We start from the raw sequence: 25,479 nt of genomic DNA on the forward strand, positions 1-25,479 counted from the left end.
TTGATGTCAGAGGCAAGCGGTGCGAGGTGGATCACGGTGCTGCCGTCCCTCACTCGGTCGGGCGGCCTCGGCGCTCGATGTCGTCGAGCAGCTCCGGGTCCCACTGGGAGGTGTCCCAGTCGTCGCTGGTGACGGTGGGTTTCCGGCGGCCGCCCAGGTCGGTGCGGCCGGTCTGGCGGCGGACCCGGGAGCGGGTGGTCAGCACGCCGATGAGGAGGGCGACCCAGGCGGCCAGCTGGAGGGCGCCCAGGACCAGGGCCGGCGCGGTCAGCAACTGGCTCAGCAGGATCAGCAGGACAGCGGCCAGCAAGCCGCCGTAACCGGTGATGCCCGGGCCGGTCGGGGTGACCCGGTGCGCGCTGACCACCCAGACGATCGTGGAGATCAGCAGGCCGATGACGCAGACCAGCACCGCCGAGCCGAGGATCAGGCTGCTGATGGCGACGGTCGCGCGGGTGCCGACGGACAGCGGGTCGGCGGCGCCGTCCCGGAGGGCTGCCACGCCGGCCAGGACGAGCACGGTCGTCAGCATCGAGACCACCAGGTAGCCCACGCTGAAGCGGATCACCCGGCGGGTGGCCAGGGCGAAGGTCTCCAGGTGGCCCTCGTGCGGCGGCAGGTGCTCGAAACTCATGATGACTCCCCGATCGGTCCGAACATGATGCCGGACCGGCCGCCGAGCCGACAGGGCGGCAGCCGGTGGAGTGCACCACTGCGGTGGTGATGCGGGTTCCGGTTCGAGGGCAATTCGGGGCAGCGGTTGTCGGTAGCCTCGGCAGGGCCGGGTTGACATGGGCCGAGGTGGCCGTTCAGCGGCAGTGGAGGGTGTCGTCATGGGATATGTCGTGGACTTCGACACCGTTGCGACGGTGGGACTGGAGTCGTCGCCGGTGGCGGAGGCGCTGGCCGGGCTCCGGGCCAACGAGGCACGGTATTTCAAGAACAAGTATGGGCATGTCTTCGAGGTGGAGCCGGCTGAGCAAGCGGCTTCGGCTGTCGACCTGGTGAGCCGGATCCTCCGGGAGGAGCGGGGGATCGTCATCGCGGCGCGGCCGCTGGAGGCGACCGCCTTCCAGGTGGAGAACATCCGCTGGACCTACGTCTTCTACGAGGACGGGCTGTCGGTCAACGTGCTCTACACGGTTGACGACGGGGGGAAACGGGCGGTCGGGTTCAAGCTTTCCGACGGGATGGAGGTCCCCGCCGAGCTGGCGGGGTTCAAGTTCGCCCGGCAGCGGTCGAAGCTGGCCGGGACCATTCGGGGGTCCTATTTCGTGATCAAGAACGAGTACTGAGGCGGCCGCGACGGTCAGGTGCCGGGCCGGCGCCGTGCGGAATTCCGCTGAGGTGACATTCTTCGATACAGTCACGCTCCCAGAGGGAGCGGGAGCGGAATGGCCGACACGGAGGACGAGCAGGGCAGCGCCGCGGAGGCGACGGTCGAGGCGGTGCCGACCGACACCGAGGTGCAGGCGGTGCCCTTCGACACCGAGGTGCAGGCGGTGCCGTCCGACACCGAGGTGCAGGCGGTGCCCTTCGACACCGAGGTGCAGGCGGTGCCGTCCGACACCGAGGTGCAGGCGGTGCCCTTCGACACCGAGGTGCAGGCGGTGCCGTCCGACACCGAGGTGCAGGCGGTGCCCTTCGACACCGAGGTGCAGGCGGCGTCGTCCGACACTGAGGTGCAGGTGCAGCCGCTCGACGCCAAGGGGGACGTGCGGCCTTTCGGCACCGAGGGGCAGGCGCAGCCGTCCGACACCGGGGATGTCGACAAGACCGAGCACGCGCCGCTCGCCCAGTGGGCGAGCCGGGTCGGCGCCCGGCCGCAGCCGGCACCCGGCTCGGGTGAGCTCCAGACGCCCGCCGATCCGTGGCCGGAGCCGATCCAGGGACTGGTGCCGCCGATCGGCCAGCCGCCGTTCGCGGGTGTGGACCTGCCGGGGTACGCGTATCCGGCGCCCGCGCCGGCAACGCCTCAGCGGCGTCACCTGGGCGCCGTCCTCGCGGTGACCGCGGTCGCGCTTCTCGTGGGCGCGGCCGGTGTCCTGGTGGCGCTCTGGCCGGACGACAAGAAGGGCGGCCCGGACGGCAAGAAGGGGAGCCCGGTCGCGGCCCCCTCCGGCGCCGTCACCGAGAAGCGGGCCGAAGCTACGGCTGGCACGACGATCCCGGGATCCGCGAGGCCCACGACGGCGACGCCGACCGGACCGGCCCCGCTGATCACGCCGCTGAACATCTTCGACGTGGACCCGATCTGCGGCGGCGAGGGGTACTGGCCGGCGCAGCCGAAACGGGCCGGGAAGGCGCCGCATCCGGTGCTGGTCTACGGCGACCTGGGCTCCGGTGAGCGGATGCCGTTCACCATGTTCGAGACCTGGTTCCTGCACGGCAAGGTGAAGGAGGCCACCTGGTCGTCGCAGCAGGATCCGGCGAAGATCCAGCTGGTGGCCTGTGTGGACCGGGTGTCGGTCGGCGCGAAGCTGCGCACCTGCACCTACACCGACCCGGACCGGGGGACCGGGACGCTGTTCCGCGCCTCCTACCGGTTGCACGTCTACGAGGCGGCAACCGGCAGGAAGCTGCTGGACAAGAAGCTCAAGGGGACCGAGAAGGACTGCCCCTACACGCTGCGCGTCCCGACCGACAAGAAGCTCTTCATGCAGGTCAGCGAGGACGACCTGGTCGCCGCGCTGGGCAAGCTGGTCGAGGGGTGACGCGGATCAGCCCCGGTAACCGCCGATGATCTTGGTGAACTGGTATGCCGACTGGGCCACGCCACTGCACGTGTCGTCGTTCGGGTAGGCGCCCGGGCACTGGCGATCCCGGTTCAGCGACCAGAACGTCAGCCGGGCGATGGTGTGCTGCTGCGCGTACGCCGTGATGGTCTGCATGTCGGCGAGGGTGACCGTGGCGTGCTCGTCGGTGATCCCGTTCATCGACGAGATGCCCACGTGCCGGTACGCCTCGGCGTCCGACCAGCCGTACGCGGACTTGAGTTTGTTCTTCAGGCCGTCCGCGGCCTGAATCGTCAGCTGTCCCTGGTTGCCGGTGGTGTTGCCCCAGTCGAAGGTCATGATGCCCCAGCCGTCGACCACCAGCCCGGCCGCCGCCGCCCGCTTGATCAGCGAGTCGTCCGGCCCGGCGGTCCCGCTGCCCAGCGTGATGTAGATGGTGATCCCCGGGTTGTTCGCCCGGATCGTCTTCAGCGCGTCCACCGTCTTCTGCTGGTCGGTCGCGTTGTTGTACGGCGTGCCCTCGATGTCGATGTCGATCGCCTTCAGCGAGTACGCGTTGATCACCTTCTGGTACGCCGCGGCCAGCGCCGACGCGCTCGGGCAGTAGTGCTCCAGCCAGGGCCCGCTCGCGCCGCCGAAGGAGACCACCACGTCCCCGCCGTTGGCCCGGATGGTATTGATCGCCGCCTGGTCCTGGCCGCCGGTGAGCGCCCGCCCGCCGTCCCACTTGGGCTCGCAGGTGCCGCTGTTCAGCATGAACGCCAGGGTGAACCAGGTGACGCCGGTCGCGGCGGTGACCGTGGTGAGGTTCGGCGGGTTGCCCCAGCCGGTGTAGTAGTAGGGGGCGACCGCCTTGATGCCGGGGCCGCCGGTGGACGGCGGTGGCGTGGTGCCGCCGGCGCCACCGAAGGTCCACTTCTGGTTCGACGTGCCGGTGCACGACCAGAGCTGCAGCTTGGCGCCGTTCGCGGTGTTCCGGTCCTTGACGTCCAGGCACTTGCCGGACGCCGTGTTCACCAGGTCGCCGGCCGTGGTGAGGGTCCACTTCTGGCTGGCCACCGTGTCGTAGCAGTCCCACAGGTGGACGGTGGCGCCGTCGGTGGTCGCGTTGTTCGCCACGTCGAGGCATTTGCCCTTGCCCTGCACCGAGCCGTTGTCGGCCAGGGTCCAGAGCTGGTTGCCGCTGCCGGCCACGCAGTCCCAGAGCTGGGGGAGGGTGCCGTTGGCGGTGGCACCGCCGGTGACGTCCAGGCACTTGCCGTTCAGCGAACTCTTCAGGGTGCCGGCGCTGGCCGCCGAGGCGCTGGTGACGCCGAGCACGCCGAGGGTGCCGGCGACGAGTGCGGAGGTGGTGAGGGCGAGGATGCGGGAGCGTTTCACGGGGGATCTCCCTTGCCGAGGGGAATGGGAAAGGTGGCTAACGATTACGCCCCCATCGATGTGTCGTCAACCTTGCGCCAGCGTGACGAGCGCAGAGTTTCCCCAGCTCAGGCGCCCTATCGCGGGGAACCATAAAGGAGCCTTAAAGTTCGAAAATCTATGAAACACGGCAGCCCGGTCGATCGGTGGCCGTGTATTCCCAGGCCGCCCCTCGAAGGAGACCGCCGCGTGCCCGCCGCCGGAGCGGCTAAGTTCGATGCGATGAGAGTCGATGTGATCGGCGCCGGGATCGGCGGCCTCAGCGCGGCGTTGTCGCTGCTGTCCGCCGGCTTCGACGTGCACGTCCACGAGCGGGCGGCGGCGCTGAGCGAGACCGGCGCCGGCATCCAGATCAGCCCGAACGCCTCCCGGGTGCTGCACGGCCTCGGCCTGGCCGGCGCGCTGGCCGGTCCCGCCGTCCGGCCGCTCGCCTTCCACCAGCGCCGCTGGCAGGACGGCCGCACGCTGCAGCGGGCGCCGCTGGGTGAGCCGATCGAGGCCCGGTTCGGGTTTCCGTACTACCACCTGCACCGGGCCGACCTGCTCGCGGTGCTGGCCGCCGCGATCCCGGCCGAGCGGATCCATCTGGGACGCCGGCTGACCGGGATCACCGAGGAGCGGGACCGGGTGCGGGCCCGGTTCGCCGACGGCTCGGTCACCGAGTCGGAGGTGCTGGTCGGCGCGGACGGCATCCACTCCCGGGTGCGCGCCGAGCTGTTCGGCGCGGAGGACGCCCGGTTCACCGGCTGCGTCGCGTACCGCGGCCTGGTGCCCGCCGACCGGGTGAGTGACCTCGGGATCGAGGTGACCACGCAGGTCTGGCTGGGTCCCGGGCGGCACTTCGTGCACTACTTCGTCAGCGGGCAGCGGATGCTCAACTTCGTCGCGGTGATCGAGCGGGACGCCTGGACCCACGAGTCGTGGACCGACCGGGGCGATCCGGCCGACGTGCTGGCCGCCTACCGGGGGTGGCATCCGCAGGTCCGGGAGATCGTCGAGGCCGCCGACGAGACGTACATCTGGGCGCTCTTCGACCGGGCGCCGCTGGCGCGCTGGTCGCGAGGCCGGGTCACGCTGCTCGGCGACGCCTGCCACGCGATGCTGCCGTTCATGGCGCAGGGTGCCGCGCAGGCCGTCGAGGACGGCGCCACGCTGGCCGGCTGCCTGGCCGCCGGGCGGGCCGACCCGGCTGGGGCGCTGCTGCGCTACCAGGACCTGCGGCGCGAGCGGACCGCCCGGGTGCAGGCCATGTCGGCGGCGAACAAGACCCGGTTCCACCTGCCCGACGGCCCGGCCCAGCGGGACCGCGACGCGCAGCTGGCCGCCGGGTCGACCGGCTGGTCGTTCGACGCGATGGCCTGGCTCTACGAGCACCGGGCCTGATCAGCGGCCGGGCACCTCGGGGACGGCCAGCGCCACCGCCAGCGAGCCGTCGAGGAAGACCAGGCCGCGCCGGGCGAACTCGGCGAGCACCTCGTCCACCAGGCCCGGCCGGCCCAGGCGCCGCCGGATCGCCGCCACCCCGGTCGGCCGGTCCACACACGACAGGTAGACCTCGGCGATCGGGCCGTCGAAGGTGTAGGTGCCCGCGCCGCCCGGATGCCGGGTGTCGCGGATCTGCAGCGCGCCCGCCGCCGCCCGGTAGGTCAGCGCCGGCCGCGGCTCGCGGGACCAGGCCGCGGACCAGTCGTCGAGGGCGGCGGTCAGCGGGGCGTAGGCCGCGTCGGGCAGGGCGTCGCCGGACTCGTCGTCGAAGAAGTAGGCGAGCCGGTCCAGGTCGAGATCGGGCGGGTAGACGTACCGATAGCTCTGCTCTGGTGATCTTTTTTGGACAGTGCGGAAGAGCGGGCTGAAACGCTCCAGCCAGATCCGCCCGGAGTCGGCGGGTGGCTGCAGGTGCGTCAGGTGCGGCACCAGCGCCGCCTGCCCGGCGTAGTCCTCGGCGGTCTCGCCCGGGAAACCCCAGAGGATGCTCCAGGCGACATCGATCCCGTAGTAACCGGCCCAGCGGAGCAGATTCACGTTCTGTGCGGCCCGCACGCCCTTGTCCATCAGGCCCAGCACGTGCGAGCTGAGCGATTCCAGTCCGGGCTGCAGGCGGGTCACCCCGCCGCGCGCCAGGGTCCGCAGCTGCTCGCCGGTCAGATTGGCCTTGACCTCGTAGAAGAACTCGTAGTCGTGCCGGCCGTCGGCGAGCGCCGGGAACAACTCGGTCAGGTGCCGCATGTCGAGGATGTTGTCGACCGCCTCGAACCGCAGCGTCCGGTGCCGGCGGGCCAGAGTGTCCAGCTCGGCCAGCACCCGCGCCGCGGACTTGCTGCGGTAACTCATCGTGGTCGCGTTGAGGCCACAGAACGTGCAGTGGTGCTTGGCGCCCCACCAGCAACCGCGGGAACTCTCGAAGGGCAGCCACACCTCGCGGCGCTCGGCGGGGGCGAGCAGGCCGAGGCGTTCGGCGCGGGCGAAGTACTCGCGGTAGTCCGGCGGCGGCAGATCATCGAGATCCCGATGCGCGGGCGCGGCCGCTGTCCGGACCAGGCCGCTGGCCTCACGACCGATCATTTTCGGTACGTCCGACGCCCTCACGCGACGCGCCACCCCCGGTACCGCCGCCGGGTCCACCCCGTCACGCAGCGCCCGCAGCACCGCCGGGAACGCGGTGTCCGCCTCCCCGGACACGATCAGGTCGATCGCCTCGACCCGGCGCAGCAGCTCGAGCCCCATCTCGTCGTCGAACCCGGCCCCACCGAACAGCGTCACCAGCCCCGGATGCGCCGCCTTCAGCCGCCGGGCCAGCGCGATCGACGCCGTGGTCTGCTGGAACGTGCAGCTGAACCCGGCCACCTCGACCCGGTCCCAGGGATGACCGGCCACCAGGTCGTCGAGCAGCGCCGGCACGTCCTCGTCCCGGGCCCGCAGCAGCCGCTCGCGCCGCTCCCCGGTGATCCCGATCGCGTCGAGCAGCCGGCCCTGCGGGTCGGGCGCCGCCGCGCCGAACGCCGCCGGCGCGAACAGCCAGTCGCCGAGCAGCGGCCCGCGCGCGTCGGCGACCGACCGGTAGAAGTCCACGCCGGTCCGGGCCGCCAGGTCCAGGTTGGCGTGCAGCGTGCCGACCGGGAAGCCGTGCGCCTCGCCGATCGCCTTGAGCAGGCCGAGCTGGATCGACGGCCGGTCCACGCCGAGGAACGGCATGGCGACCAGGACGGTACGCATCGCGTCAGCGGCCGATTTTCATCACCTTGACCCGGACCACCTGGCTCGCCGGCGAGTCCGCGACGAACGCCGCGCCGAACTCCGAGTCCACCGAGTCCACCTCGACGCTGACGCTGACCAGCCGATCCTCGCCGACCGACTCGCGGATCGCGGTGACCAGCGCGCGCAGCAGGTCCGGCGCGGGCAGGCCACCCTGCTCGACCGCCTCGGCGAGGGCGTCGATGTCGGTACGGCTGACCACTACCTCGTCCATGCTTCTCGTCCTCTCACGCGTCGGCCCGGGCGCGGACCGCCGCCGCGCCCGGATGGCCGATCAGGTCGAACAGGTCGGCGGCGGACCGCCAGGCGGCGCGGGCGGCCGCCGTGTCGCCGGCCGCGTGGTACGCGTCGCCCAGCGAGGCGGTGCTGTCCGCCTCGTTGTACCGGTCATCGAACTCCTGATAGAGCGCCACCGCTGTCCGGTACGCGTCGATCGCCTCCCGGTGCCGGCCCAGGCGCTGGCCGGCGTACCCGAGACTGTCCCAGGTCTCGGCCTGGCCGAACCGGTCCCCGGCGGCGGCCTGCAGGCGCAGCGCCGCCCGGCAGACGGTGACCGCCTCGGCGTAGTCGCCCAGCATGGCGTGGAACCAGCCGATCGCGTTCAGTCCGCGGCCCCGCCCGGCCGGGTCCCCGGCCGCGGTGAACAGCTCGACCGCCTGCTCGGCGTGCGCCAGCGCCTCCCGGTAGCGCCCCCGCACCTCCAGCAGCCAGGCCTGGTGCCGGTGGGTGTGCGCCTGCCCGGCGACGTCACCCGCCAGCCGGTAGAGCCGCAGCGCCTCGGCCAGGTGCGTGCCGGCCTCGTCCAGCCGGCGCAGCCGCAGGTGGGCGCAGCCCAGGTACCGGTGGGCGAAGGCGGCCTTGACCGGCTCGCCCAGCCGGCCGGCCGCGGCCAGCGCGGCGGAGAGCGCCTCGATCGAGTCGTGCCACCGCCCGTGGTACGACAGGTACCGGGTCAGCGCCCAGGCCAGCCGCCACACCGTCGCGTCGTCGGCCGCGCCGCGCAGCGCCGCCAGCATCACGTGGTACTCGGCGCCGAACCAGGCCAGCGCCTCCGGCTGACCGGCCGGGCGCTCCGCGACGGTCCCCGGCGGCAGCGGCGGCGGCTCGGCTGCCGGCTCGTCGCGCAGCGGGTTGAGCAGCAGGTCGGCGGCGTACGCGCTGTGCACGTAGTAGCCCAGCACCCGGCGTCGCGCGGCGGCCCGCTCCGGCTCGGTGTCGAGGGTGCCGGCCAGCTCGGTGGCGTACGCCCGGAGCAGGTCGTGCAGCGTGTACCGGCCGGCCGCCCGTTCCAGCAGGTGCGCCCGGGTCAGCTCGTCCAGCAGCGGGCGCACCGCGGTGACCGGCAGGCCGGCCAGGGCGGCCGCGGCCGGCGCCCCGAGGTCCGGGCCGGGATGCCCGGCCAGCCGCCGGAACAGCTCCGCCGCGGCCGGGCTGAGCTGCCGGTACGACCAGGAGAACACGGCGCGGACGTTGCTCTCCAGGTCCGGGTCGTCGAACTCGGCCAGCCCGCCCTGCGCCTCGCGCAGCTCGCCGGCCAGCACGGCGAGCCGTAGCTCCGGCGCCACCGCGGCCCGGGTGGCGACGATCGCCAGGGCCAGCGGCAGCCGCGCGCAGCGCGCCACGATCTCGTCGACCGCGTCCGGCTCGGCGGCCACCCGGCGACCGCCGATCCGGTACCCGAGCAGGTCCCGGGCCTCGCCGGCCGGCGGCAGGGCGAGCGCGAGCGGGTGCGCGCCGGCCGTGGTGACCAGCCCGGACAGCCGGTTGCGGCTGGTCACCACGGCCAGGCAGCCGGGCGCCCCGGGCAGCAGCGGCCGGACCTGGTCGGCGTCCCAGGCGTTGTCCAGCAGGATCAGCACCCGCCGCCCGGCCAGCAGGCTGCGGAACAGCCCGGCCCGGGCGGGCACCCCGGCCGGGATCCGCTCGGGCGGCACGTCGAGCGCGTCCAGGAAACCGCCGAGCGCCTCGGCCGGCGCGACCGGGTCGCCGGTCGCGCCGAACCCGCGCAGGTTGACGTAGAGCTGGCCGTCCGGGAAGTGCCGGGCGGCCCGGTGCGCCCAGTGCACGGCCAGGGCGGTCTTGCCGATCCCGGCCATCCCGTCGATCGCCACCGGCCGGGCCGGCCCGGTGGTCCGCACGGCGTCCAGCTCGCGCAGCTGCGCGGTGCGGCCGGCGAAGCCGTACACGTCCGGCGGCAACTGGGCCGGGACGGTCACCGTCCGGGCCGGGGGCGGGGTGCGGACCTCGCCGCGCAGGAGCGCCTCGTGCAGGGCGCGCAGCTGCGGGCCCGGGTCGGCGCCGAGCGTCTCGGCCAGGCGGGTGCGGACCGCGGCGTACCGGTCCATCGCCTCGGCGTCCCGGCCGGCCAGGTGCAGCGCCTCCATCAGCAGCGCTTCCAGCGGCTCGGCCAGCGGGTACTCGGTGATCAGCGGGGGCGCCGCGGCGATCACCGCGTCCGGGTGGCCGAGCCGCAACTCGGTCCGGGCCCAGGCGACCGCGGCGTCCAGCCGGCGCTGGTGCCAGGCCTGCCGGACGCCGTCCGCCCAGTCGCCGGTGAGCGCGGCCAGCGGCGCGCCCCGCCACAGGCTCAGCGCCTGGGCCAGCGCGGCCGCCCGGTCCGCCGCCGGGCGCGCCGGGTCCCGGCCCTGGTCGGTGAGGCGGCCGAAGCGGTGCAGGTCGACCCGGTCCGGATCGACGTCGAGGACGTAACCGGCGTGCCGGCGGTCGAGCCGCCCGGCGGTGTCGTCGCCGAGCACCGCGGCCTGCCGGAGCAGCCCGCGGATCCGGCTGAGGTGCGAGTAGAGCACGTTGCGGGCCTCGGCCGGCGGGTCGTCGCCCCAGACCCGGTCGACCAGCGTCGCGAGCGGCACCGGGCGGCCCGGGTCGATGGCCAGGGCCGCGAACACCGCCTGCTGCCGCGGCGTGCCGGTGTCCAGCTCCCGGCCCGCGGCGAGCAGCTGAACCTCCCCGAGCAGCCGAACGTCCATAGTGCCCCCGCACCCATGGTTTCCTGCGCCGCAAGGTGGCCGCAAGGTACGTGAGCAGGACAGGGGACGACCGTTCGGGCATGACTGACCACCAGCACGAGCACCACCACCCGAACGGTGTCTGCGACACCACCGGCCGGCACGGCATGCTGCTGGTCGGCGCCGACCCGATCTACCTGTCGCACCTGCCGATGTACGTCTGCCCGCACCACTTCCAGGTCCTGCTCGAGGCGGAGCTGCCGGCCGCCGCCCGGGACACGCTGGCCGGCGACCGGGCCCGGCACGGCGACGGCCTCTACACCTTCGACCCGGACGAGTTCCCGATCGCCGAGCTGGAGCCGCGCGACGGCGTGCCGGCCCGGACCTCGCTGACCGGGACGGTGTTCCGCGGCCACTTCGAGCGCGGCGGCGTCCCGATCGCCAAGGGCGTGCCGGTCGCGGTGCGGCGGGTGGTCTGGTTCCGCGACGTGGAGCAGGCGTCGGCGTCCCGCGGGCTGCCGTACCTCTGCTTCGGCCGCGGCGAGCAGGTCTACCTGGCCCACGAGGTGACCACTCGGCCGAACTTCGACCAGGTCCTCGCCGTCCGGTTCGTGCCCGGCACGGTACGTACCCAGGTCGGCCACCCGCTCGACGACGACGTGGCGGAGTTGCGCTTCGCGGAGGCGCAGCCGGTCGCCTTCGGCCGCGACGACGGCATCGAGCGGCGGCTGGCCGCCGGCGAGGTGGCCACCGGCCAGTTCCGGCTGACCCGCTCGCCGAGCGCCTCGCGCGGCTTCACGGTCGGCATCGAGGTCGAGCGGGAGCTGTACCTCGAGATCGACGAACTCGCCTGAACGGGGTCCGGCATGACGCTGCGGCCCGGTGACCACCTCTGGTACTGGACGACCACCTGCCGGGTCTCGTTCGACCCGGGCATCCCGTGGGCCGAGTGGTTCCCCGGTGCCACCGGACCGGTCGACCTGCGGGGGGAGGGCCCGCAGATCTTCAACTACGTGGTCCACGAGTCGGGGATCGTCCGCGGCCGGCCGCACCTGAGGAACCACCCGGGCACCTACACCTGGCTGAACCACAACCCGGGCAACCTCACCGGCCGGCCGGGCGGCCCGGACCTCGGCCAGTACCCGGACCGGTTCAACGGGGAGCACTTCCTGGTCTTCCCGGACCGGGAGACCGGGTTCGCCGCCATCGCCCGGCTGCTGCGTGGCCCCGCCTACGCCGGGCTGACCCTGACCGCGGCCCTTCGTGCCTACCCGTCCGGCATCGCCCACCACGATCCGGGCCGGTACGTCGCGCAGGTCGCGGCCGCGGCCGGCGTCGACGCGTCGGCGACCGTCGGCGACCTCGACGACGACCAGATGCTGGCCGTGCAGCACCGGATCGCCGGGATCGAGGGCGCGGTGGCCGGCGAGACCCTCGCCCCCGACTCGCCGGATCTGCCCGCCGAGGTCGCTGTGCTGCTGCCCTGAGAGATGCGGTTCCGGTTCCGGGAGACCTTGACGGCGGTTGATGTCTGTTGTTCAACTGTGTTTGCTCACGGTCGAACACGAGCGCTTCTGAACCGTCCTCAAGGAGCATCGCGCGTGAAGAAACAGATCCTCACGGTGGCGGCCGTGGTCGCCGCCGTCCTGGCGGCGGCGCCACCGGCCGTCGCCGCCGATCCCGAACCCGCCTGGCACGCCGGCGTCCCGCCGCTCGCCACCCCGTGGACCGACCAGGTCGGCCCGGACAACGCCCTGCCCGAGTACCCGCGTCCGCAGCTCACCCGCAGCAGGTGGCAGAGCCTGAACGGCGTCTGGCAGTTCGCCCGGGCCACCGCCGGCCAGGCCGTGCCGGCCGGGCAGAGCCTGGCCGAGCGGGTGCTGGTGCCCTATCCGATCGAGTCCGCGCTCTCCGGCATCCAGCGCCACGAGGACCGGATGTGGTATCGGCGGACCTTCACCGTGCCGAGCGGCTGGAACATCAACGCCGGCAACCGGCTCCGGCTCAACTTCGGCGCCGTCGACTACGACGCCAAGGTTTACGTGAACGGCACGCTGGTGGCCACCCACCGCGGCGGCTACGACAAGTTCGACGCCGACGTCACCGACGCGCTGACCGGCAGCGGCGAGCAGGAGCTGATCGTCTGGGCCGAGGACCTCACCGACGCCACCGGCCAGCCGATCGGCAAGCAGCGCCGGACCAGCGACCGCGGCATCTTCTACCAGGGCAGCTCGGGCATCTGGCAGACCGTCTGGATGGAGCCGGTGCCGGCCTCGTCGATCACCGGCCTGCGGGTCACCCCGGATCTCAAGGCCGGCGTCCTGCGGCTCACGGTCGACGTCGCGGGACGCGACGACCTGCAGGTCAAGGCCGTGGCGCGGGGCAGCGGCGCGGTGGCCGGCAAGATCCAAGGGCCGTCCGGTACGGAGTTGGCGCTCCCGGTGACCCGTCCGCATCTGTGGTCGCCCGACGACCCGTACCTCTATGACCTGGACGTCTCCCTGGTCGACGGCAAGACGACCGTCGACAAGGTCGGGTCGTACTTCGGGATGCGCTCGGTCGGCACCGCCCAGGGCGGCGACGGCCGGCTGCGGATCACCCTGAACGACAAGATCCTGTTCCACATGGCCAACCTCGACCAGGGCTTCTGGCCGGACGGGCTCTACACCGCGCCCACCGACGCGGCGCTGAAGTGGGATCTCAAGAAGGACAAGGAGATGGGCTTCAACGCGGTGCGCAAGCACATCAAGGTGGAGCCGGACCGCTGGTACTACTGGGCCGACAAGCTGGGCCTGATGGTCTGGCAGGACATGCCGGCCGCGAACACCGGCCCGATCCCGGAGGCGTGGCGCGGGCAGTTCGAGGCCGAGCTGCACGAGATGGTCCGCGAGCACCAGAGCTGGACCTCGATCGTCGCCTGGGTGCCGTTCAACGAGGGCTGGGGCGAGTGGGACCGGGCCGCCACCGGCCGGATCGCCGACCAGGTCAAGGGGCAGGACCCGACCCGGCTGGTGAACGCGCACAGCGGGGTGAACTGCTGCAACTCCAAGGGTGACTCGGGCAGGGGCGACGTCATCGACTTCCACCAGTACCTCGGCCCGGCGTCGCCGCGGCCCACCGCCGAGCGGGTGTCGATCGACGGCGAGCACGGCGGGTACGGCCTCAAGGTCGCCAACCACATGTGGTTCGGTGACGGCAACGCCTACCAGATGACGCCCGACAAGGCGACGCTGACCAGCCGGTACGTGCAGAACCAGGAGGACGTGCTGACCTCCGCGCAGCGGTGCGGGATCAGCGCGGCGATCTACACCCAGCTCTCCGACGTCGAGGGCGAGCTCAACGGCTTCTTCACCTACGACCGGCGAGTGACCAAGATGGACCTGGCCCAGGTCAAGGCGGTCAACCAGAAGATCGTCGCGGGCGCGGACGGGACCACCGCCGGCATCCCGCAGCCGGACCCGGGCACCCCGGGGCTGACCGGCGTGGCGTTCTGGCCGCTCGACGGGTCGTACGGCGACCTCACCCCGGTCGGCGACCCGGCCTTCACCGACGGGCACACCGGCCAGGGCGTGGCGTTCAACGGCAGCAACCAGTTCCTGGACGCCGGCCGCCCGGTGCTGGACACCGCCTCCGACTACTCGGTGGCGGCCTGGGTCAAGCTGGACAAGGCGGACGGCGCCTTCCAGACCGTGGTCAGCCAGGACGGGGCCGCGAACAGCGACTTCTTCCTGCAGTACTCGGGCGCCGACCAGCGCTTCGCGATGAGCTTCGCGGGCGTCCGGGCGCTCGCGCCGGCCAAGCCGGAGGCCGGCCGCTGGTACCACCTGGTCGGCGTGCGCGACTCGGTCAAGGGTGAGCTGCGCCTGTACGTCGACGGCGCGCTGGCCGGCACCGCCGACGCCTGCCTGCCGCAGGCCGCCCCGACCGGCCACACGGTGGTCGGCCGCGGCAAGTTCGGCGGCAACCCGGTCGACTACCTGGACGGCGTCGCCGACCAGGTGCACCTCTACGACCGGGCGCTCTCCGCCGACGAGATCAGCCAGCTCCACGCGTCGAACCAGTGACCACCCGCGGAGGAGCCCGCCGGATTCGTGCCGGCGGGCTCCTCCACCCCGGGCGGCCGATAGGGTGCGTCACTGTGAGCCGCCAACCCACCTCGAACCGTCGCAGCGAGCAGTCCCGGCAGGCGATCCTGACCGCCGCCGCCGGGCTCTGCGCCGAGGTCGGTTACGCCGCGACCACGGTCGAGGGGATCGCCGCCCGGGCCGGGGTCGGCAAGCAGACGATCTACCGCTGGTGGCCGTCCAAGGCGGCGGTGCTGCTGGAGCACATGGAGCGGGTGCGCGAGGCGCAGGCCGGCTTCCCGGACACCGGTGACCTGCGGGCTGACCTGCTCGCCCAGACGTCCGCGGTGCAGGCGCTGTTCGGCGGCGACCTCGGCGCGGTCTGGCGGGGGCTGCTGATCGCGGCGCAGTCCGAGGACGTCGCGGCGGCCGGTGTGCGCGCGCTGCTCGAGCAGGCGATAAGCGACGCCAAGGAGCGCCTGGCGCGCGCCCGGGAGGCCGGTGAGCTACGGCCGGACGCAGACCTCGACATGGCCGTGGAGATCATTTACGGGCCGCTGTACCACGCCTGGCTGCTGCGGGCGCGGCCGCTGCCGGAGGCGTACATGAAAGAGGTCCTGGCCCTGGTCTTCGAGGGCCTGGCGGGCTAGCGTCGCGCGTCCTCGGCGGCCCGGAGGAAGGCGCGGACCAGCGGCGTCTCGCCGGCCCGGCGCCACACCGGCGCGTAGCGGAGGACCGGCCCGTCGGCGATCGGCAGGAAGGTGATGTCCCGGCGCACCCGGGACTCGGCGATCTGCGCGCCGACCGGGGTGATGACGCCGCCACCGGCGACAGCGGTCAGCGCCTCGTTGAGGGTGGTCACCCCGACGCCGCGCTGGATCGGCCGCCCGGACGGGGTCACCGGCGGGGTGTGCTGGGCCCAGACGTAGTCCGGGATCGGCCCGTCCGGGAAGATCACCGGGTAGTCGCCCAAGTCCTCCATGGTGGCCTGCTCCCGTGCCGCCAGCGGGTGATCGGACGCGACGGCCAGCACCAGCCGTTCGGTGAACAGCTCCGGTCCGACCATCAGATCCGGCTCCCGGATCGGCAGCCAGAGCACCGCCACGTCGACCCGGCGGGCACGCAGGCCACCGAACGGATCGGTCGGGATCACCTCCGGCATCCGCAGCGTGGTCTGCGGGTGCCGCTGCCGGAACAGGTCGAGGACGGCGAGGAACTCCTGGTGGTGGGTGTCGTAGGTGCCGACGCTCAGGGTGCCGGCCTGACCGCGGGCGATGGATGACGCCTCGTCGACGCCGGCCATGATCTCGGTGTAGCCGGCGGCCAGCCGGTCGCGCAGGCCCACGCCCAGCGGGGTGAGGCGCACGCTGCGGCTGGTCCGCTCGAACAGGGCGCCGCCGATCCGCCGCTCCTGCTGCTTGATCGACTGGCTGACCCGGGCCTGGGAGACGTGCAGACGTTCGGCCGTCCGCCCGAAGTGCAGCTCCTCGGCGAGGGTCAGGAAGATCTCGATGTCACGTAACTCCACCAGGCCCGCCTCCTTCGCCGATCATGGCGCGATCGGAGAGTGTACGGCGACGCCCGGGGTCACGTGGTCCCGCGACCCCGGGCGGCCCGGCGGGTCAGACCCGGCACTGCCAGGAGGCCGCGTCCCGGAAGTCGGCGAAGCGGTCGATCGTCGCCGCCGTGCCCGCCGTGTACCGGCAGACGGCCGGCAAATTCACGTCGAAGTAGGTCGGCCCGCCCCGGCTGTAGTTCACGCAGTGCCAGTCGTAGACCGTGGTCCCGGTCAGGATCGAGGCGCTGTGGCCGGTCGACACGCAGTAGTCGTCGATCGCCGGGGTGAGGACCGCCGGGCTCACCCGCCAGCAGCTGACCGAGGCGGGATCGGTGAAGCTGCCGATCCGGTCGACCGCGTCGCCGGTCCGGTAGGTCCAGCGGCAGGCCGCCTCGAAGGTCAGGTCGTGCCGGCTGCCGTCGCCGGCCACGCAGTGCCAGTCGTAGGCGGTCGAGCCGGTCAGCGTGGCGTCGGCGTACCCGATCGAGCGGCAGTAGGCGCCGAGATCGAGGCCGCCGAGCTGCTGGGGCGTCGCGGAGGCCGCGGCGGCCGGGCTGATCGCGGCGACCACCCCGGCGAAGCCGACGACCAGGGCGATCAGCATCTTGCTGAACGAACGCATGGTTCTCCTGACATACCCGGAACCATCCTGTATGGACGGTTGGCAGGCACAGCCTAGGGCGCTGACGTCATTCTGCAAGAGCTTGCAAGAAGAACGTAACCGCATCCACAGAATGATTCACCTTGCAGTAACCGTCCGGATTCACCCGATGTGGCGCTCGACCCCGGGGGCGTCGGCGCGGTACCACAGAGACACCGCGACGAGGGGAGCACCGTGCACTGGACCAGGTACGCCCTCGTCACGCTGATCCTGGTCGCCGGTCTCGGCGCGCCGTCCCGGGCGGCCGCCGGTCCCGGCCGGTGCGCGCTGACCGTGGTCGCCCACGAGGACGACGACCTGCTCTTCGTCAACCCGGAGATCAGCGACGACATCGCGGCCGGCCGCTGCGTCACCACCCTGTACGTCACCTCCGGCGACGCCGCCCGCGGCCCGGACTACTGGCGTTCCCGGGAACGCGGCGAGATGGCCGCCTACGCCCGGATGGCGGGCCGCCCGGCCCGGTGGACCGAGCAGACCCGGCTGGTCCGCGGGCACCCGGTGCACCGGGCCACCCTGGCCGGCACCCGGATCACCCTGCTCTTCCTGCGCCTGCCGGACCGGGTCGGCGGCTGGCCGGACCAGACCCTGCAACTGCTCTGGCTGGACCCGTCCGTCCGGATGTACACGCTGGACGCCGGGCACCGGTACACCCGGGCCACCCTGCTGACGGTGCTCACCGCGGTCATGGTGATCTACCAGCCCACGGTCATCCGCACCCTGGACTTCCGGGGCGCCTACGGCGACGGGGACCACGACGACCACCACACGGTCGCCTACCTCACCCACGCGGCCCAGTTGCGCTACCGCACGCCGCACCGGATCACCGGCCACCTCGGGTACCCGGTCGCCCGGCGCCCGGCGAACCTGACCGCCGCCCGGTACCGGGCCAAGCTCGGCCACTTCCTCGCCTACGCCCCGCACGACCGGGTGGTCTGCCAGACCGCCGACCGGTGCGACCGCGGCGGTTACGGCGCGTACCTGCGCCGCGACGTCCGTGTGCCGGCGCCGGCCGGGCCGGGCCGCAACGTGGCCGGGCAGGCCCTCCCGGCCGCCTCCTCGGGCAACGAGGCGACCGTCGAGGTGGCCGCCAAGGCGGTCGACGGGCGGCGGGACGGTGCCCTGCTCGGCGAGTGGGTCACCGTCGGCGAGCGGGCCGGCGCCTGGCTCACCCTGACCTGGCCGGACCCGCAGGTGCTGAACCGGATCGTGCTCTACGACCGGCCGAACCGCGCGGACCGGATCACCGGCGCCGTGCTGCGGTTCTCCGACGGCAGCACGGTCCCGGTCGGCCCGCTGCCGGACGACGGCTCGCCGCTCACCGTCCATTTCGCCCCGAAGGCGGTGACCAGCCTGCGCTTCACCGTCACCGGCGTCTCCGGCACCACCCGGGACGCCGGCCTGGCCGAGATCCGCGCGGTGACCGCCGCCTGATCAGCGGGGGTAGCCGGTGCCGCCGGTCAGGTCGAGCGCGAGGCCGCCGCCGACCGACTGGAAGGTGTAACCGGCGAACTGGTGCCGATCCAGGGCCTGCTGGGCGGTGCCGTCATAGGGCTCGATCCGCTCCGCCCAGGCGGCGATCTCCCGGTACGACCGGGCGCTCACCATGCCGCGCAGGCAGTAGTCGATCATGGCGGCCGGATCGGTGGGACCGTCGGCCTCGGGCAGCCACCCGGCCCGGCCGCAGCTCACCATCCACACCTTGTCCGGAGCGCCGGGCATGCGGATCAGGACCAGGACGAGGCTGCGCCCGGCGTGACCCGGGAACGGCGCGGTCATCCGCACCACGCGGCCCACGTCCCAGGTGTCCTCGGTGGCTTGCGTCTTCCACCGGGCCGTCCACGCCGTGGTCACCCCGGTCACGGTCAGCCCGGGGATCGGCGCCGGGGCGACCGGCGCCGGTGGGCTGGTGGCAGGCGGCGTGAGCGCCGGCCGGGCGGCCGGCAGCGGCGCCGGGGCGGCCGCCCAGAAGAACGCCGCGGCGACCAGCGCCGCCAGCGACGTGGCCAGCCACTCGGCACGCCGCCGGCGGGCCGGCCCGGTCATCGCCGGGCAGCCGGTGGGGTGATCCGCACCCGCTCGCCGGCCGGCCGGGTCTCGATGTCACCGAGCTGGGCCGCCACCGTGGCGCGCAGCTCGGCGTAGTCGTCGAAGGAGTAGTCCTGGAACAGCGTGTAGCCCGCCCACATCAGGTTCGCGCAGACCTGGGCCGGCACCCGGCCGGTCGCCGCGCCCATGCCGACCAGCGCGACCGACGTGATGCTGCCCGGCGCCTCCGCGTTCTGCATGTGCACGGCCTGGAAGGCGGCGGCGCAGGCGAGCGCGACATTGAGGGTCTCCCGCACGTTCTCCGAGGACTGCTCCATGGTGGGGGCGGAGATCAGGAATCGCGGGGTGGCCGCGCCGGACGGCACGCAGACCGCGCTGCCGATCGGCAGCGTCCCGCCGAACCGCTCCTTGATCGCGCGCTGCACCCGCAGCTGGATGCCGGCGCCCAGGTGCCGCTTGATCACCGCGTCCACCCCGCCGTTCATCGCGCCGTGCGAGTTGGTCGGGCTGACCCACGCGTCCGCCTGCTGGGTCAGGATCGATCCCTTGTGGATCTCGACCTCCGGGTTGCCGGCGAAGGCCGACCTCCAGGCCTCGATCACCTTGGCGTTGACATCGACGAGGATTACCTTGCGCAGCGTGGTCACGGGCAGCAACCTACCGCGAGGGTCCGACAAAAGAGTGGCGCCGGCGGGCCTGCCATCATCGCCGCGTGACGGAGACGAATGACCCGCTGAAACTGTCCGAGCTCTTCGCCGGCGGCGGCGAGCCGTGGCAGCCGCTGCTGCAGCCGGTGATCGAGGCTCAGCCGGGCGCCGCGAGCTTCATCGGCCCGGGCCGCAGCCCGCAGGTGGTGCCGGTCCGGGAGCTGACCTTCCAGGCCCTGAAACCCAACCCGCCGGAGAAGTGGAAGGTCGTCGTCTTCGGCCAGAACCCCTACCCGCGGCCGGAGAGCGCCACCGGCATCGCGATGTTCGACAACACCTTCCACGACTGGGCGGACAGCCAGTTCGGCCGGGTGGTCAGCATCCGCTGCATCATCAAGGCCGCCGCGATGTGGAAGTACGGCATCCCGAAGAAGACGCCGATCGCCGACATCCGGGCGCTGCTCAAGTCCCACGACACGGTGCAGCCGCCGGAGTGGTTCCAGGCCATGCTGACGCAGGGCGTGCTGCTGCTCAACGCGGCGCTGACCGCGAGCGCCGACGGCGCGATGGGCACCGACCAGCACACCGCGTTCTGGCGGCCGGTCGTGGAGCGGATCGTCGAGGAGATCCTGCGGGCCAAGTCCGAGGCGGACGAGCCGGACCGGGGGGTCGTCTTCGCCTGGTGGGGCGCGCACGCCCGGACCCTCAAGAGTCTGGTCCTGCGGCTGGAGAAGAAGTATCCCGGCGTCGAGGTGCGGCACCTCGACCACCCGAACCCGGCCGCCCAGGGCGACATCTTCTGCGACAACGAGCACTTCACCGTGGTCAACGACGCGCTGCGCGGGCTCGGGATGGACCCGGTCGACTGGCTGCCCAGCGCCGGGTGGAACCAGGCCTCCGACCACGCCGACCGGATGGGCGCCTTCATCACGTCCACCATGGAGCTGCACCAGCTCTACCTGGAGCGGCTGGCCGGCGTCAAGGACGAGGGCCTGTCGCTGCCGGCGATCACCGGCGTGCTCGACACCCCGCTGCTCGACTTCCGCAAGGCGGTCGCGCCGGCCGCCGAGACGCTGGGCGGGCTCGACCACTACGTCGAGCGGTCGCAGGCCTTCGGCGAGCGGCTGACCGGCACCGCCGGGCTGAGCGCCGACGAGGTGGCCGCGCTGTACCTCTACACCTGCGAGTCCGCCTTCTACCGGCAGATCAACGCGACGCTGCGGGACCCGGACCGCAGCCGGATCACGCCGTACCTGCCGTACCTCAGGCTGTTGTTCTCCGCGGTGGACCGCCTGCCGGTGCGCCGGGAGCCGCTCTGGCGGGGCGTCTCGCTCGATCTGCGCGCGCAGTACCCGCTCGGCCAGACGGTGACCTGGTGGGGCGTGTCGTCGTGCACCTCGGAGATCGGTGTCGCCCGGGCCTTCCTCGGCGGCCGCGGCAGACGCACGCTCTTCGAGGTCACCCCGGCCCGCGCGGTCGGCATCCGGAGCTTCTCCGCCTTCACCGGCGAGGAGGAGTTCATCCTGGCGCCCGGCACCCAGCTCAAGGTCACCGAGGTGACCGCGGCCCGCGGCGGCCTGTGCACCGTCAAACTCACCGAGCTGGCCGAGGCGCGCATGGTCGCCTGACGGTCTTTTTTCTGGGGTACGACGTCAGCACCGTCCTCGTTCTCAGCGGCACCGCCACAGCAGCGGGTCGTTGCTGACGTCCGGCCCCGAGCTGTACCCGCTGATCGTCCGGCCGTCGTCGCTGATGCTGGTCAGCATGTAGGAGGCGGCCTCGCGGTCCAGTCCCGGCAACCGGACCGGCGCCGGCCCGGCGAGCAGCGCGGGAGTGTCCTCGCCGGCGCCGGCCACCCAGCCGTTCGGCGTGATCAGCTCGGCCCGCCACAGCCCGTCCAGGCGCTCGTAGGCCCCGCTGGTGATCCGGTAGCGCATCGGCGTGAACTCCCGCTGCCGCGGGCTCTCGAAGACCGCGTCGCCGGCCACCCAGCCGTTGCTGATCGAGGTCGGCCAGAACGCGCTCGCCCGCCGGCCGTCCACCGTGGGCAGTCGCATCGCCTGCCCGGTGCCGCCCGGCCACCACAGGTATCCGCTGTCCAGGCCGGTCTCCGAGCCGACCCGGCCGACGACGGTGCCGTCCTCGTCGAGCCCCTCGACCACCCCGTGGGTCGCACCCGGCGGCAGCGGCAACGGCACCGGGGCGGCGGTCACCGACGCCCACCGGGCCGGCACCTCGTCCGGCGCCGCGCCCAGGGCGCCGGCCACCACGCCGGCGTCGTTGATCGCCACGGCTGCGGCGTCCCGGCCGCGCATCTCGGTGAACCGGCCGTCCCGGTAGGCGTACGCGTGCTGCCGCCCTCGCGCGTCGAAGGCGCTGCCGACCCCGGCGCCGGCGCTGTTCAGATCGTCGATCGAGGCGTCCGAGCCGGCTGCTTTTCCCGACGGGCTGGCGCCGATGTGTCAGACTGCGCGGATGCTGGACGACGCGAAACCGCCGGTGATCGCCGCGAACATCTTCGGCCGCACGATGCTGGCCTTCCCCGCGCTCCTGCTGATCGCCTGGACCGCCGCCGCCCAGGAGGAGGGCGACACCTGGGTCAACGGCGACGGCCCCGGCGCCATGATCTTCTCCCTGGCCCTGGCCGCTCTCGCCCTGGCCGCCCTCCTGATCGCCCCCCTGAACCGCTTCCGCCGAGCCCGCCCCGCGGTGGTCCTCGGCTGGTCCCTCGGCGCGCTCATCACCGTCACCACCATCGCGTCGCTGACCTACACCGGCTGACCCGATGAGGCCGCGCCGCTGGCAGGTTGTCGTGATGGGGGTGCTCGGGGTCTTCGCGCTGGCCTGTGAGGGTGGGGCGGGGGCGGCCGGGGATCCGCAGCCGACCAAGGCCCGGACCAAGGCGCCGACCAGCGCGGCGGCCGGTTATCCGGGGTCGATGGCGGCGCTGGGTGACTCGATCACCGCCGGGGTGGGCAGCTGCCTGGCCTACCTGGCCTGCGCCAAGAACTCCTGGGCGGTCGGCGACGGCAACGGGATCAAGAGCCACTACAAGGGGATCCTCGCCAAGAACGCCAAGATCGAGGGGCACGTGCACAACTTCGCCGAGCCGGGGGCGGAGGCGGACGCGCTGGCCGGGCAGGCAGCCCGGGCGGTGGCCGCCAAGGTGCAGTACGTGACCGTGCTGATCGGCGCGAACGACGCCTGCGCCGGGCGGGTCGGCGACATGACCCCGGTGGCGACGTTCCGCGACCAGGTCGACCGCGGGCTGGCCAAGCTGAAGAAGGGCCTGCCCAAGGCGCGGGTGCTGGTCGCCAGCGTCCCGGACCTGTACCGGCTGTGGCAGGTGGGCCGGGACGAGGACGCCGCGGTCCGGGTCTGGCGCAGCGGCGGGATCTGCCCGTCGATGCTGGCCGACCCGACTTCGACGGCGAGCGCCGACAACCGCCGGCGGCGCGCGGTCCGGGACCGGATCGACGCCTACGACGAGCAGCTGCGCGCGGCCTGCGAGGCGTACGGCAGCCGGTGCCGCTGGGATGACGGCCGGGTGCACGACCTGCGCTTCACCATCGACCTGGTGAGCCCGCTCGACTACTTCCACCCCAGCCTGGAGGGCCAGAACGAGTTGGCCGCGGTCACCTTCCCGGAGCGCTTCGACTGGTGACCGGTCCATCTCGGACAGCGGACGGGCGCCGGGCGGGTGTCACGGGCCGGAGGGACGGGCTCACATCGAGTAACCTGCATCACATGCCGGACCTGTATTCACGGCGATCGTTCATCGCCGGAGTCCTGACCGCGGGGATGCTCTCCACCGCTGCCGGTTACCTGTTCACCCGTCGCACCCCGGTGACCCTCACGCTGGTCACCGGGGCCGACTCGACCGGGGCCCGGGACCTGCTGATCAACCTGTGGAACAGGTTCCACCCGGACGTGACGATCGAGGTGGTCGAGGTGAACAGCTCGACTGCCGACCAGTACGACAAGTTCGTCAGCACCAAGGCGGACATCTACAACCTGGACATCATCCACATCCCGCGGTTCTCCGCCCGGGGCCGGATCGCGCCGATCGACCGGCCCGAGGGGCTCACCCTGCTCGCCCCGGTCCAGCGGGCCAGCCAGGTCGGGGACGGGTCGGCCCAGCTCTGGGCGGTCCCGTTCAACACCGACGTGGGCATGCTCTTCCGCCGGATCCGGGACAAGACCGTAGCCGACCCGGAGCCGGCCCTGGACCAGGTGATCGCCGCCACCGGCGAGCTGGCCGGGCCGCTCGCCGGTCAGCTGGCCAGCGAGGCGTCCACCACCGACGAGGCGTTCGTGATCAATGTGCTGGAGCAGGCGCTCGCCCAGGACTCGCGGATCCTCGACGACAAGGGTGTGGTCTCCACCAGCCTGGGCCAGTGGCAGGACGCGCTGGCGCCGCTCAAGGAGGCGATGCTCGGCAAGCGGATCGTGGCGGTCAGCGGCGAGGAGAACACCAACGACGCGTTCCAGGACCGCACCCTGCGCTACATGCGCAACTGGCCGGTCTGGTACCCGCGGATCGACCGGGAGGAGCGGGCGAAACCGGACACCGCGGCGGTCCGGATCGGCCGGCTGCCGATCGGCATCCTCGGCGGGCAGAGCCTCGCGGTGGCCGGGGACACCGCGCATCGCGAGGAGGCCGAGGCGGTGATCCAGTTCCTGACCGGCATGCCGGCCCAGAAACTGCTGGCCACCTACGGGTTCGCGCCGACCGGGCAGGAGGCCTACAACGACGCCGAGGTGAAGGCCGCGATGCCGCACCTGGAGAAGGTGCGCTCCGCGGTGGAGGGCGCCCACCCGAGACCGATGAACGAGGGGTACGCCGACTTCTCCCGGGTGGTCCGCCAGCACACCTACGACTACCTGCGCCGGCCCGACGCCGAGCTGACCGAGACCTTCGTGGAACAGATCCAGGAGGCGCTGAAATGACCGACGGCACCGGCCTGCAGGCCTGGCTCGTCCCGGTCTTCGTGACCGCGGGGATCATCCTGGTCGAGACGGTGGTCTGGCTGGTGGCCGGGCGCCGCCGCCCGGCCCGCCCGGCCGGCACGCTCGCCGACCGGCGCGCCCAGACGATCGCCCTCGGGCTGCTGGTGCTGCTCGCCCTGGCCGTCGCCGGCATGGCCAGTCTCGGGCCGAACCTCGCCGACCAGCTGGCCAGCGTCATCGCCGCCCTGCTCGGCGGGGTGTCCGCCTTCCTGACCTACCTCTCCTACAAGTCCACCGTGGACGCCAAGGCCGCCCGCGCGAAGCCGGCCGACGCCGACCGGCCGCCGCCTAGCTGACCGCCCGGTGCCGCAGGCGCAGGACCACGGCACCTCCCCAGGCGAGCAGACCGAGAACGGTCAGCAGCTTGAAGATCACGTAGCCCTCCCAGGGCGCGCCCGGCACGTCCGGCGGGATCGCCGCCGCCGGATCGAGCAACGCGCTCACCGCCGCCAGCGAGGGCAGGGCCAGCAGCGCGCCACCGGCCCAGGCCGGCGCGTTCCACCGGCGGCGGCCGACGTGCCGGGCGGTGAACCGCAGCGCCAGCCAGCCGCCGAGCAGCAGGCCGGCCACGCCGCCGGCCAGCGCCAGCGGGCGGACCAGGGCCGGCTCCGGCCGCTGGAGGACGACGCCCTGGTCGCCGGTCCAGCCGTCCCGGAAGACGGCCAGCTCCACGCCGGCGCGGCGGGCGGTCACGAACTCCACCGTCTCCATCTCGGAGAGCCGCTCGGTCCCGGAGTGCGGCAGCACCCGCCAGCCGGTCCGCTCCAGGGTGGCGCGGACCGCCACGAGGTCCGGCACCGGGGCCGGGACCAGGACCGACCCGCCGTCGTACTCATCGTCGGTCAGCAGCCGCGTCTCCCAGTCCGGCGATCGGTCGCCGAAGATCGCGTCCCACCGGTCGATCGGGCCGGCCGGCGCGCCGGGCAGCACCTCGGCGACGATCTCCCGGGCCCGCTGGTCGTCCGGCAGCGGACGGGCGTCGCGCCACCCGAGCCAGGCGCCGGCCGAGGCCAGCGCGGCCGCGACGACGAACGCCACGGAGGCCACCGCGACCCAGCGCACCACCCGGTGCCCGGTGCGCTGCCCGGTGTGCCGCAGGTCGGTCGCCAGAATCGACATGC

The 25,479-nt window shown here is 72.9% G+C and carries 24 protein-coding genes; 13 read left to right on the forward strand and 11 right to left on the reverse strand.

The genetic code is table 11. The features are described from left to right. Positions 1-49: 49 nt before the first annotated feature. Positions 50-634 carry a hypothetical protein gene (locus BJY16_RS15120; RefSeq protein WP_185040064.1) on the reverse strand — a complete coding sequence of 195 codons (585 nt, stop codon included), beginning with the start codon at positions 632-634 and terminating at the stop codon, positions 50-52. 199 nt (positions 635-833) lie between these two features. On the opposite strand from BJY16_RS15120, the gene BJY16_RS15125 reads away from it, so the two are divergent. Together BJY16_RS15125 and BJY16_RS15130 are read left to right on the forward strand one after the other, a co-directional pair. Further along, positions 834-1,295 (forward strand): DUF8821 family protein, encoded by a 462-nt coding sequence (locus BJY16_RS15125; RefSeq protein WP_185040065.1) that lies wholly within the window; start codon positions 834-836, stop codon positions 1,293-1,295. A 99-nt stretch (positions 1,296-1,394) separates the two neighbouring features. After that, complete coding sequence (locus BJY16_RS15130; RefSeq protein WP_185040066.1) at positions 1,395-2,714, forward strand: hypothetical protein; 1,320 nt, start codon at positions 1,395-1,397, stop codon at positions 2,712-2,714. A gap of 6 nt (positions 2,715-2,720) precedes the next feature. On the opposite strand, the gene BJY16_RS15135 is transcribed toward BJY16_RS15130, so the two are convergent. Continuing rightward, positions 2,721-4,115 carry an RICIN domain-containing protein gene (locus tag BJY16_RS15135; protein ID WP_185040067.1) on the reverse strand — a complete coding sequence of 465 codons (1,395 nt, stop codon included), beginning with the start codon at positions 4,113-4,115 and terminating at the stop codon, positions 2,721-2,723. Positions 4,116-4,376: 261 nt separating this feature from the next. On the opposite strand from BJY16_RS15135, the gene BJY16_RS15140 reads away from it, so the two are divergent. Further along, positions 4,377-5,537 carry an FAD-dependent monooxygenase gene (locus BJY16_RS15140; RefSeq protein WP_185040068.1) on the forward strand — a complete coding sequence of 387 codons (1,161 nt, stop codon included), beginning with the start codon at positions 4,377-4,379 and terminating at the stop codon, positions 5,535-5,537. On the opposite strand, the gene BJY16_RS15145 is transcribed toward BJY16_RS15140, so the two are convergent. Genes BJY16_RS15145 through BJY16_RS15155 form a run of 3 tightly spaced genes read right to left on the reverse strand, consistent with a single transcriptional unit; the run spans position 5,538 to position 10,393 of the window. Continuing rightward, positions 5,538-7,367 (reverse strand): RiPP maturation radical SAM C-methyltransferase, encoded by a 1,830-nt coding sequence (locus tag BJY16_RS15145; protein WP_185040069.1) that lies wholly within the window; start codon positions 7,365-7,367, stop codon positions 5,538-5,540. A 4-nt stretch (positions 7,368-7,371) separates the two neighbouring features. Continuing rightward, positions 7,372-7,620 carry a hypothetical protein gene (locus BJY16_RS15150; RefSeq protein WP_185040070.1) on the reverse strand — a complete coding sequence of 83 codons (249 nt, stop codon included), beginning with the start codon at positions 7,618-7,620 and terminating at the stop codon, positions 7,372-7,374. Between the two features lie 13 nt (positions 7,621-7,633). Beyond that, positions 7,634-10,393 (reverse strand): AfsR/SARP family transcriptional regulator, encoded by a 2,760-nt coding sequence (locus BJY16_RS15155; protein WP_185040071.1) that lies wholly within the window; start codon positions 10,391-10,393, stop codon positions 7,634-7,636. An 80-nt stretch (positions 10,394-10,473) separates the two neighbouring features. On the opposite strand from BJY16_RS15155, the gene BJY16_RS15160 reads away from it, so the two are divergent. From BJY16_RS15160 to BJY16_RS15175, 4 genes are all read left to right on the forward strand, one after another. Further along, positions 10,474-11,226: a hypothetical protein gene (locus BJY16_RS15160; protein WP_185040072.1), complete on the forward strand. Its 753-nt coding sequence runs from the start codon at positions 10,474-10,476 to the stop codon at positions 11,224-11,226. Between the two features lie 12 nt (positions 11,227-11,238). Beyond that, positions 11,239-11,859, forward strand: coding sequence for a hypothetical protein (locus BJY16_RS15165; RefSeq protein ID WP_185040073.1), 621 nt, complete (start codon positions 11,239-11,241; stop codon positions 11,857-11,859). A 114-nt stretch (positions 11,860-11,973) separates the two neighbouring features. Beyond that, the gene (locus BJY16_RS15170; RefSeq protein ID WP_185040074.1) at positions 11,974-14,436 is read left to right on the forward strand and encodes a LamG-like jellyroll fold domain-containing protein; all 2,463 of its coding nucleotides are present in this window, start codon (positions 11,974-11,976) and stop codon (positions 14,434-14,436) included. 74 nt (positions 14,437-14,510) lie between these two features. After that, a complete protein-coding gene (locus tag BJY16_RS15175; RefSeq protein WP_185040075.1) occupies positions 14,511-15,086 on the forward strand; it encodes a TetR/AcrR family transcriptional regulator in 576 nt (191 codons plus the stop codon). On the opposite strand, the gene BJY16_RS15180 is transcribed toward BJY16_RS15175, so the two are convergent. Together BJY16_RS15180 and BJY16_RS15185 are read right to left on the reverse strand one after the other, a co-directional pair. After that, entirely contained in the window at positions 15,083-15,964 is an 882-nt protein-coding gene (locus BJY16_RS15180; RefSeq protein ID WP_185040076.1) for a LysR family transcriptional regulator, read from the reverse strand. The genes BJY16_RS15175 and BJY16_RS15180 overlap by 4 nt on opposite strands. A 94-nt stretch (positions 15,965-16,058) precedes the next feature. Next, complete coding sequence (locus tag BJY16_RS15185; RefSeq protein WP_185040077.1) at positions 16,059-16,616, reverse strand: hypothetical protein; 558 nt, start codon at positions 16,614-16,616, stop codon at positions 16,059-16,061. 213 nt (positions 16,617-16,829) lie between these two features. Here BJY16_RS15185 and BJY16_RS15190 point away from each other — a divergent pair, with 213 nt between their 5' ends. Further along, positions 16,830-18,086 (forward strand): DUF7402 domain-containing protein, encoded by a 1,257-nt coding sequence (locus BJY16_RS15190; protein WP_185040078.1) that lies wholly within the window; start codon positions 16,830-16,832, stop codon positions 18,084-18,086. On the opposite strand, the gene BJY16_RS15195 is transcribed toward BJY16_RS15190, so the two are convergent. Both BJY16_RS15195 and BJY16_RS15200 read right to left on the reverse strand, forming a co-directional pair. Continuing rightward, positions 18,087-18,698: a hypothetical protein gene (locus BJY16_RS15195; protein WP_185040079.1), complete on the reverse strand. Its 612-nt coding sequence runs from the start codon at positions 18,696-18,698 to the stop codon at positions 18,087-18,089. It abuts the gene before it with no gap. After that, the gene (locus tag BJY16_RS15200) at positions 18,695-19,348 is read right to left on the reverse strand and encodes a macro domain-containing protein (RefSeq protein ID WP_203758784.1); all 654 of its coding nucleotides are present in this window, start codon (positions 19,346-19,348) and stop codon (positions 18,695-18,697) included. Before BJY16_RS15200 ends, BJY16_RS15195 begins: the two co-directional genes overlap by 4 nt. 65 nt (positions 19,349-19,413) lie before the next feature. On the opposite strand from BJY16_RS15200, the gene BJY16_RS48425 reads away from it, so the two are divergent. Further along, a complete protein-coding gene (locus BJY16_RS48425) occupies positions 19,414-20,976 on the forward strand; it encodes an ADP-ribosyltransferase domain-containing protein (RefSeq protein WP_185040080.1) in 1,563 nt (520 codons plus the stop codon). Positions 20,977-21,018: 42 nt separating this feature from the next. Here the strand turns inward: BJY16_RS48425 and BJY16_RS15210 are convergent, their stop codons facing one another. Beyond that, positions 21,019-21,663 carry a hypothetical protein gene (locus tag BJY16_RS15210; protein ID WP_185040081.1) on the reverse strand — a complete coding sequence of 215 codons (645 nt, stop codon included), beginning with the start codon at positions 21,661-21,663 and terminating at the stop codon, positions 21,019-21,021. Between the two features lie 160 nt (positions 21,664-21,823). Between BJY16_RS15210 and BJY16_RS15215 the strand changes: the two genes are divergently transcribed. The 4 genes from BJY16_RS15215 (at position 21,824) to BJY16_RS15230 (ending at position 24,654) form a co-directional block, all read left to right on the forward strand. Next, positions 21,824-22,129: a hypothetical protein gene (locus BJY16_RS15215; protein ID WP_185040082.1), complete on the forward strand. Its 306-nt coding sequence runs from the start codon at positions 21,824-21,826 to the stop codon at positions 22,127-22,129. Between the two features lie 34 nt (positions 22,130-22,163). After that, positions 22,164-23,012, forward strand: coding sequence for a GDSL-type esterase/lipase family protein (locus BJY16_RS15220; protein ID WP_239176508.1), 849 nt, complete (start codon positions 22,164-22,166; stop codon positions 23,010-23,012). Between the two features lie 83 nt (positions 23,013-23,095). Then, positions 23,096-24,298 (forward strand): extracellular solute-binding protein, encoded by a 1,203-nt coding sequence (locus BJY16_RS15225; RefSeq protein ID WP_185040084.1) that lies wholly within the window; start codon positions 23,096-23,098, stop codon positions 24,296-24,298. Further along, complete coding sequence (locus BJY16_RS15230) at positions 24,295-24,654, forward strand: hypothetical protein (RefSeq protein ID WP_185040085.1); 360 nt, start codon at positions 24,295-24,297, stop codon at positions 24,652-24,654. Before BJY16_RS15225 ends, BJY16_RS15230 begins: the two co-directional genes overlap by 4 nt. Here BJY16_RS15230 and BJY16_RS15235 read toward each other — a convergent pair. Continuing rightward, a complete protein-coding gene (locus tag BJY16_RS15235; protein WP_185040086.1) occupies positions 24,647-25,477 on the reverse strand; it encodes a hypothetical protein in 831 nt (276 codons plus the stop codon). The genes BJY16_RS15230 and BJY16_RS15235 overlap by 8 nt on opposite strands. Positions 25,478-25,479: the final 2 nt, after the last annotated feature.

Source organism: Actinoplanes octamycinicus (assembly GCF_014205225.1).
Lineage (GTDB): Bacteria > Actinomycetota > Actinomycetes > Mycobacteriales > Micromonosporaceae > Actinoplanes > Actinoplanes octamycinicus.

Coding starts and splice junctions, on each gene's coding strand:
- BJY16_RS15120 (WP_185040064.1), bottom strand. CDS start 634: ATGAGTTTCGAGCACCTGCCGCCGCACGAGGGCCACCTGGAGACCTTC.
- BJY16_RS15125 (WP_185040065.1), top strand. CDS start 834: ATGGGATATGTCGTGGACTTCGACACCGTTGCGACGGTGGGACTGGAG.
- BJY16_RS15130 (WP_185040066.1), top strand. CDS start 1,395: ATGGCCGACACGGAGGACGAGCAGGGCAGCGCCGCGGAGGCGACGGTC.
- BJY16_RS15140 (WP_185040068.1), top strand. CDS start 4,377: ATGAGAGTCGATGTGATCGGCGCCGGGATCGGCGGCCTCAGCGCGGCG.
- BJY16_RS15145 (WP_185040069.1), bottom strand. CDS start 7,367: ATGCGTACCGTCCTGGTCGCCATGCCGTTCCTCGGCGTGGACCGGCCG.
- BJY16_RS15150 (WP_185040070.1), bottom strand. CDS start 7,620: ATGGACGAGGTAGTGGTCAGCCGTACCGACATCGACGCCCTCGCCGAG.
- BJY16_RS15155 (WP_185040071.1), bottom strand. CDS start 10,393: ATGGACGTTCGGCTGCTCGGGGAGGTTCAGCTGCTCGCCGCGGGCCGG.
- BJY16_RS15160 (WP_185040072.1), top strand. CDS start 10,474: ATGACTGACCACCAGCACGAGCACCACCACCCGAACGGTGTCTGCGAC.
- BJY16_RS15165 (WP_185040073.1), top strand. CDS start 11,239: ATGACGCTGCGGCCCGGTGACCACCTCTGGTACTGGACGACCACCTGC.
- BJY16_RS15185 (WP_185040077.1), bottom strand. CDS start 16,616: ATGCGTTCGTTCAGCAAGATGCTGATCGCCCTGGTCGTCGGCTTCGCC.
- BJY16_RS15195 (WP_185040079.1), bottom strand. CDS start 18,698: ATGACCGGGCCGGCCCGCCGGCGGCGTGCCGAGTGGCTGGCCACGTCG.
- BJY16_RS15210 (WP_185040081.1), bottom strand. CDS start 21,663: ATGCGCGGCCGGGACGCCGCAGCCGTGGCGATCAACGACGCCGGCGTG.
- BJY16_RS15215 (WP_185040082.1), top strand. CDS start 21,824: ATGCTGGACGACGCGAAACCGCCGGTGATCGCCGCGAACATCTTCGGC.
- BJY16_RS15220 (WP_239176508.1), top strand. CDS start 22,164: ATGGGGGTGCTCGGGGTCTTCGCGCTGGCCTGTGAGGGTGGGGCGGGG.
- BJY16_RS15225 (WP_185040084.1), top strand. CDS start 23,096: ATGCCGGACCTGTATTCACGGCGATCGTTCATCGCCGGAGTCCTGACC.
- BJY16_RS15230 (WP_185040085.1), top strand. CDS start 24,295: ATGACCGACGGCACCGGCCTGCAGGCCTGGCTCGTCCCGGTCTTCGTG.
- BJY16_RS15235 (WP_185040086.1), bottom strand. CDS start 25,477: ATGTCGATTCTGGCGACCGACCTGCGGCACACCGGGCAGCGCACCGGG.